This is a genomic window from Neobacillus niacini NBRC 15566, from assembly GCF_001591505.1.
GTDB lineage: Bacteria > Bacillota > Bacilli > Bacillales > Cytobacillaceae > Neobacillus > Neobacillus niacini.
Genome location: NZ_BCVA01000006.1, coordinates 48,924 through 62,441, shown reverse-complemented (window position 1 = coordinate 62,441; position 13,518 = coordinate 48,924). Strand labels below are relative to the sequence as shown.

Here is a 13,518-nt window from a genome sequence, read left to right as displayed (position 1 = left end):
TATATATAAGTAATATTGTGAATGAGAGGTGTTTTATGGAAAGTTGTAACTGTCGTAGAAACGTATCGGCAACGGCCGTTCCAGTCGAAACCTTAATTAATCGTTTCCCTTCTTGCGGCATTATTACTGTATCTGCACGAATTTGTGATGTTGATTGTAAAGCCAATAATAGTTTTATTTCCATTCTTTATGGTGACGATATAAATCAAAACAATAGCTTTGTTTTTACATCCGCTGCTCCTGGTTTACCAACCTATGAACACGTATCCGGCGGCGGTATCGGTATGATTTTAACAGCGGCAGGACAGGCCTCAGGAGTCAATTTTTATGAACATGCCGTTCTATCAAACATACATTTCCTGCATGAGACGATTATCGGTAATGCTATCTGTTCGATTATCTTAACTTCGAATGGTCGGACGTTTGAAGTTCCAGGATGTATCTTCACCAATCTAGAAAACAAAAATTAAGCAGCTCCCAAAACGGAAGCTGCTCTTTGATTATTTTTTCAAATGATATGGTACTGTTGTAATAATAACATTTCTTTTATATAGCAGGTATGCTTTGATTAATAAACTGGATTGATTGTGCAGGATATTGTGCCAGCCTTTTTTTGGTATGAATTGTGGTATGACGACTGTTACTCTGTAATTAGCCTCACCAGCTTTATGCTGGACAGTATCTACAAATTTGGTCAGTGGCTGAATGATACTCCTATAATAGGAATGCAGTGTGACAAGTCTTACATCCGGCTGCCACTTATTCCATTTTTCCTCGAATTTCTTTTCATCGTCCCTTTCAAAGGAAACATAGACTGCAAGTACTTGGTCGGCACCTAGGGATTTTGCATAATTCAATGAGTTTTCAACCACTTGCGTAATCCCTGCGACAGGAACAATAATTACGTTCCCTTCTATTGGTATTGCTGGCTCCTCACAATTTAATCTAAGCTGCTCTCCCACTGCTTCATAATGCTTTCTAATTCGGTAAAAGACAAAAACAATCACTGGTAAGAAAACTAATACAGGCCAAACCTGTGCAAATTTAGTTAAAAAGAACATAATGGTTACGACAAAGCAGATAATAGCACCCATGGTATTAATAATAAGCTTAGACACCCAGCCTTGAGGCTTTTCACGAAGCCATTTTATCATCATCCCCGATTGAGACAAAGTAAACGGAATGAAGACTCCAATCGCATAAAGTGGAATTAAGTGCTCCGTTTGGCCTTTGAAAAAGATGATTAACAAGATGGAAGCTAGACCTAATGTGAGAATTCCATTCGAATACCCTAATCGATCGCCTCTTATCTTGAACATTCTTGGAATAAATTTATCATTCGCAAGATTGACTGCTAACAATGGGAAAGCTGTATACCCTGTATTTGCCGCAAGTATTAAAATTAAGGCAGTTGTACCTTGTATAAAGAAATACATAAAATTACGTCCAAATGTTTGCTCCGCAATCTGAGAGACAACCGTAACCTTTTCATTGGGAGTAATGCCATAATAATAAGCTAACATTACAATCCCCGAAAATAAGATTGCCAGTAGTCCTCCCATTGCCGCCAACGTTTTAGCAGCATTATTTGGCGCTGGATCTTTAAAGTTCGGAATGGCATTCGAAATCGCCTCAACTCCGGTAAGGGCTGAACTGCCTGAGGCAAAGGCCCTTAAGAGCAGAAATAAAGATATACCAGCAATAGGTGTTCCCACTGGAGTATGCAATTCTGCTGGAACCTGCCCTGTTAAAATATTGAATATTCCTACACCAATCATAATAAATAAAGCGAGCACGAATAAATATACAGGATATGCTAAAATAGATGCAGACTCTGTTACCCCTCTCAGGTTTAAAGTAGTAATAAATATGACAAAAATAATCGCAATACCCACGTTATGGTCATGCAGGGCTGGAAAGGCTGAAGTAATAGCATCGGTCCCAGCAGATACACTAACAGCTACCGTTAAAATATAGTCAACCAGTAATGACCCACCCGATATTAGCCCATAATTGATACCTAAGTTTTCCTTTGATACTACATAAGCTCCTCCACCATGCGGGTAGGCAAAAATAATTTGTCGATACGATAAAATTAGTGCTGCCAGTAAAACCAACACACCGATTGCAATTGGAATCGAATACCAAAAGGCTGCCGCACTAACGGTTACGAGGACAATTAGGATTTGCTCTGGACCATAGGCCACAGATGATAATGCGTCAGATGAAAGAATGGCCAACGCTTTTGTTTTATTTAGCTTTTGTTCCCCTAATTCTGTTGACTTTAAAGGTCTGCCGATTAATAATCTTTTGACCGAAGATACCATATGCTCTGCACCACCGAGTTTTCTATTAAGTTTCTTTTCTTATCTTGCTAAAAAAACACAAAAAAATGCCTGCAAGTCAAAGTTAAATAGACCTGCAGACATAATAATTTTGTCTCACAAGCTCCACCTTCCTTCTCATTAACGCTTACGAGGTTAGCTGTCGGATTCGGGCCATTGAGTAGCCCTACCTATTAAAGGATTCACCCCTTGGATATACTATCCATATGAATGGTTCCCCCGCACCAATTTGGTCTCAGCGATTTAGAAATATGAAACTGTGATTATCATACTCCTGTGTTTCTCAAATGTAAATCAAAATTTTTAATAAATAAAGATTGGAGAAATATAAATGTCTAAAAAGAAAAAGCCTCTTTTGACTGATGAATTTTTAGATGAACTGGCAAATGAAATCAATGAGCTATATGGACGCCCTGTAGAAGAAAACGAAGAAAGCAAACATGAGCAAGCTGAGTAAGCCGTCCAACTATATTTCACAATAACAATGGTACACTTGTCCAAATTGTAAGAATCTCCCCCATTTTTAAGACAATCTTTATTATTGGTACATATAATAACTTATCCAATAATATGGTTTGGGGGAATAAAAATGAATAATGTTATTCTGCTATCAAGAAACACCTCTAACAGTGGGATATTAACCTTACATCCCGTTTTAGCAGAATCAATGGGAATCACTCAAATTACGGCAAGAAAAATCAGGTTTGGAGCAAAAACCTATCAATCAATTGTAGACACCTCTGATGAACTGCCGACAAATGGGGCAAGCCTATCTGATGATATTTTGGACATGCTTAATATACCACAGTATTGCAGTCTTGAAATGAAGCAGAATGGCAACGAAATACACATTGGACCCTTTATCGGCTTACTTGCAGGATATTATCAAAGCTCGATTAAAAAATATCTTGATCATCTTCGTGATTATGTTTTACTTTATCATGAAATCAAGGGTGCCATCCTCGTCTTTTCTCTTGACCGTGTGGATAAAGTCAATCAGCTGGTCGAAGGTTATCTTTATAATCCACGAACAAAACAATGGGATGAAGGAACCTACCCATACCCAGCCTCTATTTTTGTGATGACATCTTCCGTGAGCACTGCCTGGATACAACATTTCAAAACGATTATCGGAAATGTCGTTTTTAATGATTTTTATCTTAATCGATGGAGTATTCACAAAAAATTGGCTAATTCAATCGGAGTAAAATGTTATCTTCCTGACACCAATCTTTATGGCTCACCTCAAGATCTATACTATTTTTTAAAGAAGTTTCCTAATTTAACGGTCAAACCGCTTAACAGTTCCAATCGGCAGGCATATAGAGTTTTACTAAAAGATTCAAACTCACTTGTAATAACAAATTTAACAAATTGGGAAACAAAGAATTATAGATTTAATAACCGTGATCAAGCCTATTCAATCTTTAGTAAATATTTTAAAGAGGGAGAAAACCTCATACAAGAATCCATTGATGTAACTGGTTATCGTACCATCACCATTCGGTTTATTACGGTAAAAGACGATACAGGTCAATGGCAGGTTATGGGTTCGTTTACGAGAGGCGATCAATCTGTAAAAAACGATGGTAAATTACTGCCATTGGTCAAATTTGAAAAGGAAATTGTAAAAGATTTCTTGCAGCAAAGTGATTTGCATGCTTCCTTGACCTATGAAGAATTAAACAATATTGCGATTGATACGGTAAATGAAATAGAAGATATGGGCGTACATTTTGCAAACGCAGCTGTTGATATTACGGTTGGAGAATTAGGTGATATCTGGATTTCAGAGATTGACCACTGCAACCCATCACATGATATTGCCTTAGTAGCTGGATACCCAGACCTTTACTATGAAATTTTAAAAACCAATATGCTTTATGCCAAGAAACTTGCAGGTTTTTAACAGTAAAAAAAGAGCTAATTAGCTCTTTTTGCTGTTTCAATAATTTCCTTTAATTCATTAGTAAAACCTTTCACTGCTTTATTGCCTAACACCGTTACGGGAACGCCTAGAAATCCGTACTTCTCCACTTCAAGTTGATATTCGGGATTTATTGAGATATCTCTCACTTCATGTGGAATGCCTTCCTCAGTAAGTACTTTTTTCACCATTGTGCATTCAATACAGTCGTTAGTTGTATAGACGATAACTCCTTTTTCCATTGCTTCCTCCCCTTCCACCTGTTGCTACTCTACTTAAAAAATATATGTTCTGCCGTTATTCTATCACTAATGGTGAAGACCCCAAAGGAAAACATCTTTTGTTTTCTTTTGTCAGTTGGGGAACCTGGGTTAAAAATTAAAATGTCCCCTTCATACCGCTTAACAGGAATATGTGAATGTCCAAAGATAATACAGTCAACCTCTTCTCCCTTGAATGCTTCAATGGCACGTTTCTCAGTTGTTTTTCCTTTTCCGTGGCCATGAGTAATACCAAATCTAAAACCGCCAGCTTCAACAATCTTTTTTGAAGGTAACAATGCGATTATTTCCTTATCATCCACGTTCCCATAAACTCCCTCAACCCTGCCATACGTCCGCAACTGATGATAAACATCCAGCGTCTGCCAGTCACCCGCATGGATGATTAATTCAGCAGCTTTTAATTCGTCTAATAATCTCTCAGGCAATCCTTTTTTTCGTTTTGGTAGATGTGTATCTGAAACTACAACCATTTTCATTTGTTATCCCTCTTCATTTTTTGGAAAACATGTATCTATTTTTGAGCAAGTACTTCTATTCAACATTTTTTGACAAATAGCCGCCGTAAATGTCTATTCCTGCGCTTTCCCAAGAAATGTTTTCTAAATTTCCTGAATTTTTAAAATTATTAACACGTATCCTCTACAAAATAATCTATCAATGGATTTATTTCAACAACAGCTTTCGCAATAATTTGATGTTTTTCGTAATTTATTATATATCTTTTCATAGTATAAAAAAACTGTTCCCCATTTAAAGAGGAACAGTTTATCTTTTATAGGATTAAGTAAGCAAGAGGTGCAGTTAAGAGTATGGTGAATACTACCCTTTCAAACCAAATCACGACGAGTTTTCCAATGGTTAGTGGAATTTCTGTCGATAAGATACATGGCACTACCGCTGAAAAGAAGATAATGGATGATACTGAAACGACAGCGATCACGAACTTGGTCACAATAGCGGCCTTGGTAACTAACAGTGCCGGCAAGAACATCTCTGCAATTGAAACTGCGCTTGCTTTTGCTGCCAGCATTGGGTCAGGAAGTTGAACGAGTGCGGTGAAAGGATAAAATATATAACCCAGCCAATCAAATACTGGTGTAAATTCAGCTAATATCAGTCCAAGTAACCCCACAGACATAATGGACGGCAAGATTCCCATGGTCATGATAAAACCATCCTTAAGATTGTCCCAGATATTTTTACCTAAGGTTGAAGATTGGTCAGCAGTAATCATCGCTTCTTTCCAGGCTGTTTTAACACGGTCCTTCTTAATAATAACCTCCTCGTCACCCTCCATGTCTTGGTAATACGATTCACTCATTTTATTTAGCGGCCAAATTCTTACAGTAATAGCGGTAACGAGAAAGGTTACAACAAAGGTGATCCAAAAATATGCATTCCAAACCTCCATTAGATTTAATGTTTTCGCGACCACAATCATAAAGGTTGCGGAAACCGTTGAAAAACCGGTGGCAATAATGGCTGCTTCTTTAATAGAATATTTACCTTCTTTGAAAACACGGTTGGTAATTAACAGACCAATGGAGTAACTGCCTACAAAAGAGGCTACCGCATCAATGGCTGATCTTCCCGGCGTTTTCCAAATCGGTCTCATTACTGGCTGCATGAATATACCGATAAATTCGAGCAGCCCGTAACCTACTAGGAGGGCAAGAAAAACAGAGCCAATGGGAACTAACAATCCAACGGATATTACTAGTTTGTTAAAAAGGAATGGTGCCATATTAGGATCAAAAAACCATTTCGGACCAAAATTAAAGACAAGCATTATCGCAGTCACAAGTCCAAAAATTTTCAGAATTGAAAACACGGTGGTAACAACATCTTTATTCCATGACCGTGTGACAAATGGATATATGGCTCCTAACAAAATGACCAATAATGCATAATAAGGTAAAACACTTGGCACCGCAAGTTGTATAAATGAAACCAAATGATCCAGCATAATAGAAGACTTGCCATTCAAAGTAACAGGAACAAAAAATACAAAAATACCGATTGCGCTAAAAACAAAGAACTTCATACTATTTAAGTAATTACTATTTTGCAATTCTGGCTGCTGCACCTGCTGTAACGGCTGATTTTCCATACCCAATCCCCCTTGCTCCAATTAAATCCCTATGTTCAAAATACTTTAATTCCTAACATGTCCACTCCAGGCGGACAAATGTATTTTAGAGGTGCCTGTCACCCAGTCTAGCAACTAGATATCAACTGCTATCTACTTGCTAGCACTTTGTCGAAGCATGACTCCCGTTAGGAAGGTGAGGAATACGTGTGTTCCTAGTTTAACGGTTGGCTGAACGTGTGTGTCTTTTAATGGGTCGAGGCAGACGATGTCCATTGCTTTTACTTTTGGATGACGTCCTGCTGCTAGTACCCCTTCTAGCAGTTCTTCTGTTGTCATGCCCCCCGGCGTGGATGCCGGTACCCCGGGAGCATAGGCAATATCTAACACATCCATATCTACCGTTAAATAAATGGTATCCACTTTTGAAGATAACTCTTCTAAGCAACGCTGAACGGTTTCTTCTATCCCCTTCTTTCTAGCTGTGCGGAGTGTAAAATAATTAACTCCTTTTTCCTCGGCATACTGTTTTAAGTCCTTCGTATTAAAAAAGCCATGCAGACCAATGTTGTACATATGACTGCCGTCAACCACTCCACTCTCAATTAAGTTACGCATAGGTGTTCCATTGGAGGGACCATTATCTGACATGTCTCGCAAATCAAAATGGGTATCAAATTGTAAGATGCCAATTTTTTCAGAAGGCTTTGCCTGCTTCATTCCTTTTACCATCATAGCGGTGATGGAGTGATCACCGCCGATCGCACATACTTTTGAACCTTTAAAATAGCTATGAACCAATTCGGATGCCTGAATGATGTTGTCATGGCACTTACGAATATCCGTAACATGCATCGGAACATCGCCGGCGTCAAGTGCAGTCATTTCAGCCAAATCGACATCCTCATCCAGATTGTAGGTTGCAAAGCTTCGCCAAGAACGTCTGAAGGCCTCTGGAAATTCAGATGCACCAGAAGCACTTATCGATGAACGAGACAAAGGAACACCGAGAATCACAACCTCGGCCTCCTTGCTCCTTTTACCTTCATTCAAAGTCGTGATGGGCTGAATCCATTCGTGAACCTTAGACACTCCCCCACTCTCAAGGTTTACCCAAGTAAAGCTCGGTGGATTAATTTTTGGATAGAGAAAGCTCTTCAAGCAAATGACCTCCTCTGACAACCACCACTCCATTTTTTATTACCGTATGCGTATGATTCACTCCATAAGAATATTGAAGTTTCATATAGTTATCTACACTAAACATGGTAATGTCGGCTTTCTTACCAACCTCTAAACTGCCAATTTCCTGACCGCGATTAATCGCATGTGCGGCATTGATTGTGGCTGCAGTAATAACCTCTGCAGGAGTCATCCCCATTTTCAAACAGCCTAAATTCATGATAAAAGGCAGTGACACCGTTGGAGATGAACCAGGGTTACAGTCGGTAGACAACGCTACAGGTACTCCCAAATCAATCATTTTACGACCGTTCGCAGATTCTGCCATTAAAAAGTAAGCGGTCCCCGGCAGAAGCACACCGACCACACCTTTTTCAGCCATCGCTTTCATGCCTTTTTCTGATGCTCGTAATAAATGGTCTGCCGATATCGCCCCAACCTCGGCGGCCAGTTCCGCCCCTTCATAGGGTTCAATTTCATCCGCATGAATTTTCGGTATAAGCCCGTGTCTCTTACCAGCTTCAAGAATCCGTTTTGATTGCTCTGGTGTAAAAACACCATGCTCACAAAAAACATCATTAAATTCTGCTAATCCCATTTCTGCTACCTTTGGAATCATTTCATGGATCAATAATTCTACAAATCTTTCAGGATTCTCTTTAAATTCTTTTGGAACAGCGTGTGCACCCATAAAGGTGGAAACTACATCGATTACATGTTTTTCGTTAAGAATCTTCGCTACTTCAAGCTGTTTAAGCTCCGTTTCCCACTCCATCCCATAGCCGCTTTTCGCTTCAACCGTTGTCACACCGTGAACAAGGAATTGATTTAAACGTTCAAAGCCTTCTTCAAAAAGCTCTTCATGTGAGGCTGACTTTGTTCTTCTTGTTGTCGCATGAATCCCGCCGCCGCTATTCATGATTTCCATATAAGTGGCACCCTGCAGCCTCATATTAAACTCATTTTCTCTGCTCCCTGCAAAAACAAGATGTGTATGAGGATCAACTAAACCTGGTGTAACAAGCTTCCCACTTGCGTCCACTATCTCCGCTTCACCCAGACGGTCTGCATATTTTTCAAAAAGCTCTCCATCTTTTCCTACATCATAAATGACTCCGTCCTCAATCCAGACACTTCCATTTTCAATTAAACATAAATCTGACATCGCTTCCTTTACAAGGGGAGCATGTGAACTCCCCTGTAAGGTCACGAGCTGAGAAGCATTTCTTATAAAAATTGGCTTATTCACCCAAACCACCTCTTTTAGTCTTGTTTCAGCATTGGCATTTTAATGCCTTTTTCCTTTGCTGTCTTAATTGCTAGGTCATAGCCTGCGTCAGCATGACGGACAACACCCATACCAGGATCTGTTGTTAATACTCGTTGCAAACGGACTTCAGCCTCTTGTGTACCATCTGCAACAATGACCATTCCGGAATGCTGTGAGTAGCCCATTCCTACCCCGCCGCCATGGTGAAGCGAAACCCAGCTGGCACCTCCAACAGCATTGATCATCGCATTGAGAATTGGCCAGTCAGAAACAGCGTCACTTCCATCCTTCATTCCTTCTGTTTCCCGGTTAGGAGATGCAACAGAGCCTGCATCTAAGTGGTCACGGCCAATAACAATCGGTGCAGACACCTCACCAGAAGCAACCAGGTCATTAATAATTTTTCCTAAGCGGGCACGATCTCCATAACCGAGCCAACAAATCCTTGCTGGAAGTCCTTGAAAGCTGATTTTTTCCTGAGCCATTCTCACCCATTTACAAAGGTGCTCATCATCCTTAAACTCACGAAGGAGGACTTCATCTATTTTTCGAATATCCTCAGGGTCCCCCGACAATGCAGCCCAGCGGAACGGTCCTTTTCCTTCACAGAATAATGGACGGATATACGCCGGCACAAAACCTGGGAAATCAAACGCATTTTCTACTCCCTCATCTTTCGCCACCTGACGAATGTTATTGCCATAATCAAACGTTACAGCACCCTTTTCCTGCATAGTCAACATTGCCTTCACATGGATTGCCATGCTTTGCTTTGATAATTTTACATAATACGAAGGATCTTCTTTCCTAAGAGTGGCTGCCTCTTCCAGACTAAAGCCAACAGGCACATACCCATTTAAGGGGTCGTGGGCAGATGTTTGGTCGGTTAACACATCCGGATTAAACCCTTTTTCAATCATAATTGGCAAAATTTCAGCCGCGTTTCCAATCAGACCTATGGAAAGAGGCTTCCCGGCCTTCTTTGCTTCCTGTGCAAGATTAATAGCCTCATTTAGATCACTAGTTTTTACATCCAGGTAAGCGGTTTCAATCCTTCTGTCAATTCTTGTTTCATCTACATCAATCGCAAGACAAACACCATCATTCATTGTTACAGCTAGCGGCTGAGCTCCACCCATTCCACCTAAGCCTGCAGTTAAAGTAATCGTATGCTTTAAAGACCCGCTGAATTCCTTTCGAGCCAGCTCCGCAAACGTCTCATAGGTACCTTGGACAATTCCCTGAGTTCCGATATAAATCCAGCTGCCTGCAGTCATTTGGCCGTACATCATTAATCCCTTTTTATCTAAATCGTGGAAATGTTCCCAATTTGCCCAGGCCGGTACTAAATTGGAGTTTGCCAGCAATACCCGGGGTGCATCCTTATGTGATTTAAAAATAGCAACAGGTTTGCCAGACTGAATTAACAGTGTTTCATCATTTTCTAGTTCAAGCAGTGATTTGACAATCGCGTCATAAGCTTCCCAGTTCCGTGCCGCCTTGCCGATTCCCCCATAAACCACTAAATCCTCTGGACGCTCCGCTACCTCTTGGTCCAGATTGTTCATTAGCATTCGAAGTGCAGCTTCTTGAATCCAGCCTTTTGCGTGTAGTTCAGTTCCTTTATAATTTTTAATGACTCTTGACTTTGCCGTGTTTGTTTCCATTAATCTCACTCCCTTAAATACTTTTTCCTCCTCTTTATTATAAAAGTAAAATCTTCTGAAAAATACAAATCATTCGTTGGAAAAATAGTACTATTTTTATATACAACTCGTTTATTTTTAGCATAAAACTATATTATTTATTGAAAACACTATAATTTTTAGAAAAAAATAAGATTCAGCTGGCGCTGAACCTTGTCTACTTATCCCTTTTTCATGCGAAAGTCTCTCGGTGAAACCCCGACTATTTCCTTAAACGTTCTGCTAAAGTAGTTGGGATTATGATAACCAATTAAGTGGGAGATTTCCTTTATTGGCTTGGCAGTCTCAAGCAGGAACCTTTTCGCTTCTTTTATTCTGATACCGGTCACTAATTCTGTAAAGCTTCGGCCTGTTTTTACCATTAGCAAATGGCTGAAATAGGAAGGATTCCTTTCGACGTATTTCGCTACATCCTCAAGTTTTAGTCCATGGTTGGAAAAATGGGTTTCAATATAGGAAATTCCACGCTCAATTGGATCTTGTTTAAACAGCTGCCGGCTGGAATCCGTACTTAAAAATAACTTTTGGATAAACAAGATTAGATTTTGTACAGACCGATAAAGAACGCTATCATATAAAATTGAATGAAAAATATACCGATACTCTTTTTCGCAGCTCAGCTGTTCATCTAAATCGAAGGTTTTCATGAATCGTCTAATTTGCGCAAGAATACTCGTAAGCCTAATTCTTACCAATCCCGGATCTGGATATGGATCTCTTAATTGGAGGAATTCTTCATATAACCATTTTTTTATCCCTTCCATGTCATGATTCGTCAGCATATCCACCCACGTCCTTTGTTCTGGCGGAGCCAAAAAAGGGTCGATATGAGTCCAATCAGCAGGATATTCAAACTCAATCATTTGCTGATATCCATAATAATAGGTAAACTCAAGCATTTTCTGTGTTTCTAGAAACTTTTCATTAAGACCTATATGTGGAGAATTTTCGTTTCTGACTACAATTGCAAGCGGTTCTGAGAACTCCTCTTCCCACTTTCTCATTGCCTTTTGACACTGCTCTTTACTATTTTGGCAAGCTTCCTTAAACAAGAGAACAACCCTATCACTTAACGGGAAAATACCATGAAGTTCTTTGAAGGGGTAGTCAGATAAAAAGGAAAATAACATTCCAACCTTTTCACTATTTTCGAGTTTAAAAGCTGCGATAATATAGTCTTCTACAACATATGTATTAGAAATAAACAGTGACTCATAGGTTGAGCCGTTAAAGAATGGAGCACTGGTCTTATCTGAAGAACCTTGTTTTTTATCAAGTGTTTTCATTGCTTTTTGATATGCTGATTTCACCTTTGTGGCAGAAAACGGCTTAATCATCAGTTCCAAGGCTTGAAGGTCAATCGCCATTCGGGCTTTTTCAAACGTTGCCTCGGCGCTCGTTAACAGCAAAATAGGCTGGTAAATCTGTATTAATTCCCGAAAGCTGGACCAATTCTCACTGTTAACCATATCGAGTTCTAAAAGGATAATATCCGGGGTTTCTTTTTCAAAGGTTACAATAAAATCCTGAATATTAGAGGCGAGAAGAATCTCTGTTACAGGGATGGAGGATGTTTTTAACAGCCATTTTAATCCTTCTCGTTCATTTAAATCACGGTCCGCTATCAGCCATTTTCCTTCTATGATAATCTCCCCCCTATCAAAAAATAGTGCTACTAATATAATAAAAGTATACATCCTATGTGGCAATCTACAAGTATTATTCGTTTTATTTCTTATTCATGAAATGCAATAATTTAAATCGAATTCATAGGTTCATTATGAGCATAATAATTTTTGTGACTATTGAAGAGAGGGGAAAATCGATACATGAAATGGCACAAAAATTTACTTAAAATCATCCAGGACCGCCAAGGCAGAAAACTTGCTTTAATGGTTGACACCTCAACAAATGAAACAAAAATCGACCTCATCGCAAATATTGTAACTTTTTTCAAAGAACTAACTCCAGACACAACACTTGTTCAGGCTGATTTTAAAATCCGAAGTACGGAACCGATAACAGCGGGATCGGAAATCAAATATTACACACATGGTAAAGCCTCCTATACCTTGGCATTAGAATGGGCGGAGGAGGAAAAGATAGAAACCGTATTTTATATTACGGATTTAACGGGTTTTATACCAGAGGATATGCAAGTACCCTATGAGGTTTATTGGCTGGTTCCAACCGAATTTGTGCCGAAGGCTCCATTTGGAAAGGTCATGAAAGTTGTTTAACAAAACAGCAAAAAGAGGAGCATAAATCTCCTCTTTCACTTATCTTTCTTTTTTTTTGGCTCGGGATGATGATGGTGAGGATGATGATGCGATGAACTTTCTTCTGTTTGAATTGCAGACGATGAACTTTCCTCACTTGGGTTGCTAACAACCTCATTTTCCAACGGAAGGGCCAATGAGTTATTTTCAATTACCTGCTCTAACCGATTAATTCTTTCAAGTAAGTGGTCATGTTCTTTTTCAGCCAATCTTCCTTTAGAGGAGTAGTATGGATCCTTTTCCCACCAGTCCATGCCTATTTCTCTAGCCTTGTCTACCGATGCAACCAACAGCCTAATTTTTATCGTTAACAAATCGACATCGGCTAAGGATATTTTTATATCTCCCGCGATGACAACTCCTTTATCTAGTATTTTTTCGAGTACATCGAGTAAATTCGATGACTGCGGTGGATGATGAATGGGCATATGATCCC

Annotated in this window: 12 protein-coding genes, 1 pseudogene and 1 riboswitch; of the genes and pseudogenes, 4 read left to right on the top strand and 9 right to left on the bottom strand. The window is 39.4% G+C overall.

Going from position 1 to position 13,518, the window contains the following annotated elements:
• The first annotated feature begins 35 nt into the window (after positions 1-35).
• Positions 36-470, top strand: coding sequence for a hypothetical protein (locus tag BANA01_RS07520; protein ID WP_063252386.1), 435 nt, complete (start codon positions 36-38; stop codon positions 468-470).
• A 30-nt stretch (positions 471-500) separates the two neighbouring features.
• On the opposite strand, the gene BANA01_RS07515 is transcribed toward BANA01_RS07520, so the two are convergent.
• Complete coding sequence (locus BANA01_RS07515) at positions 501-2,327, bottom strand: APC family permease (RefSeq protein WP_063252384.1); 1,827 nt, start codon at positions 2,325-2,327, stop codon at positions 501-503.
• Positions 2,328-2,454: 127 nt separating this feature from the next.
• Positions 2,455-2,596, bottom strand: a riboswitch (cyclic di-AMP (ydaO/yuaA leader).
• A gap of 80 nt (positions 2,597-2,676) precedes the next feature.
• Between BANA01_RS07515 and BANA01_RS07510 the strand changes: the two genes are divergently transcribed.
• Complete coding sequence (locus BANA01_RS07510; protein WP_063252382.1) at positions 2,677-2,802, top strand: hypothetical protein; 126 nt, start codon at positions 2,677-2,679, stop codon at positions 2,800-2,802.
• Between the two features lie 132 nt (positions 2,803-2,934).
• Positions 2,935-4,254 (top strand): YheC/YheD family protein, encoded by a 1,320-nt coding sequence (locus BANA01_RS07505; RefSeq protein WP_063252381.1) that lies wholly within the window; start codon positions 2,935-2,937, stop codon positions 4,252-4,254.
• A gap of 14 nt (positions 4,255-4,268) precedes the next feature.
• On the opposite strand, the gene BANA01_RS07500 is transcribed toward BANA01_RS07505, so the two are convergent.
• The 7 genes from BANA01_RS07500 to BANA01_RS07470 all read right to left on the bottom strand — a co-directional run bounded on the left by BANA01_RS07500 (position 4,269) and on the right by BANA01_RS07470 (position 12,500).
• Positions 4,269-4,514: a glutaredoxin family protein gene (locus tag BANA01_RS07500; protein ID WP_063252379.1), complete on the bottom strand. Its 246-nt coding sequence runs from the start codon at positions 4,512-4,514 to the stop codon at positions 4,269-4,271.
• Between the two features lie 29 nt (positions 4,515-4,543).
• A complete protein-coding gene (locus BANA01_RS07495; protein ID WP_063252377.1) occupies positions 4,544-5,032 on the bottom strand; it encodes a metallophosphoesterase family protein in 489 nt (162 codons plus the stop codon).
• Positions 5,033-5,328: 296 nt separating this feature from the next.
• The gene (locus BANA01_RS07490) at positions 5,329-6,666 is read right to left on the bottom strand and encodes a YjiH family protein (protein ID WP_063252375.1); all 1,338 of its coding nucleotides are present in this window, start codon (positions 6,664-6,666) and stop codon (positions 5,329-5,331) included.
• A 132-nt stretch (positions 6,667-6,798) separates the two neighbouring features.
• Complete coding sequence (locus BANA01_RS07485; RefSeq protein WP_235847078.1) at positions 6,799-7,806, bottom strand: agmatinase family protein; 1,008 nt, start codon at positions 7,804-7,806, stop codon at positions 6,799-6,801.
• Entirely contained in the window at positions 7,778-9,076 is a 1,299-nt protein-coding gene (gene hutI, locus BANA01_RS07480; RefSeq protein WP_063252371.1) for an imidazolonepropionase, read from the bottom strand. The genes BANA01_RS07485 and hutI overlap by 29 nt, the downstream gene beginning before the upstream one ends.
• A 14-nt stretch (positions 9,077-9,090) precedes the next feature.
• Entirely contained in the window at positions 9,091-10,764 is a 1,674-nt protein-coding gene (gene hutU / locus BANA01_RS07475; protein WP_063252369.1) for a urocanate hydratase, read from the bottom strand.
• 200 nt (positions 10,765-10,964) lie between these two features.
• Positions 10,965-12,500, bottom strand: a complete 1,536-nt coding sequence (locus BANA01_RS07470) for a helix-turn-helix domain-containing protein (protein ID WP_063252367.1) — start codon at positions 12,498-12,500, stop codon at positions 10,965-10,967.
• A gap of 132 nt (positions 12,501-12,632) precedes the next feature.
• Between BANA01_RS07470 and BANA01_RS07465 the strand changes: the two genes are divergently transcribed.
• Positions 12,633-13,043, top strand: a complete 411-nt coding sequence (locus BANA01_RS07465) for a VWA-like domain-containing protein (protein ID WP_063252365.1) — start codon at positions 12,633-12,635, stop codon at positions 13,041-13,043.
• Positions 13,044-13,228: 185 nt separating this feature from the next.
• Here BANA01_RS07465 and BANA01_RS07460 read toward each other — a convergent pair.
• Positions 13,229-13,510: pseudogene (locus BANA01_RS07460) on the bottom strand (gas vesicle protein); the annotation flags it as partial.
• Positions 13,511-13,518 lie beyond the last annotated feature (8 nt).

Coding starts and splice junctions, on each gene's coding strand:
- BANA01_RS07520 (WP_063252386.1), top strand. CDS start 36: ATGGAAAGTTGTAACTGTCGTAGAAACGTATCGGCAACGGCCGTTCCA.
- BANA01_RS07515 (WP_063252384.1), bottom strand. CDS start 2,327: ATGGTATCTTCGGTCAAAAGATTATTAATCGGCAGACCTTTAAAGTCA.
- BANA01_RS07510 (WP_063252382.1), top strand. CDS start 2,677: ATGTCTAAAAAGAAAAAGCCTCTTTTGACTGATGAATTTTTAGATGAA.
- BANA01_RS07505 (WP_063252381.1), top strand. CDS start 2,935: ATGAATAATGTTATTCTGCTATCAAGAAACACCTCTAACAGTGGGATA.
- BANA01_RS07500 (WP_063252379.1), bottom strand. CDS start 4,514: ATGGAAAAAGGAGTTATCGTCTATACAACTAACGACTGTATTGAATGC.
- BANA01_RS07495 (WP_063252377.1), bottom strand. CDS start 5,032: ATGAAAATGGTTGTAGTTTCAGATACACATCTACCAAAACGAAAAAAA.
- BANA01_RS07490 (WP_063252375.1), bottom strand. CDS start 6,666: ATGGAAAATCAGCCGTTACAGCAGGTGCAGCAGCCAGAATTGCAAAAT.
- hutU (WP_063252369.1), bottom strand. CDS start 10,764: ATGGAAACAAACACGGCAAAGTCAAGAGTCATTAAAAATTATAAAGGA.
- BANA01_RS07470 (WP_063252367.1), bottom strand. CDS start 12,500: ATGTATACTTTTATTATATTAGTAGCACTATTTTTTGATAGGGGGGAG.
- BANA01_RS07465 (WP_063252365.1), top strand. CDS start 12,633: ATGAAATGGCACAAAAATTTACTTAAAATCATCCAGGACCGCCAAGGC.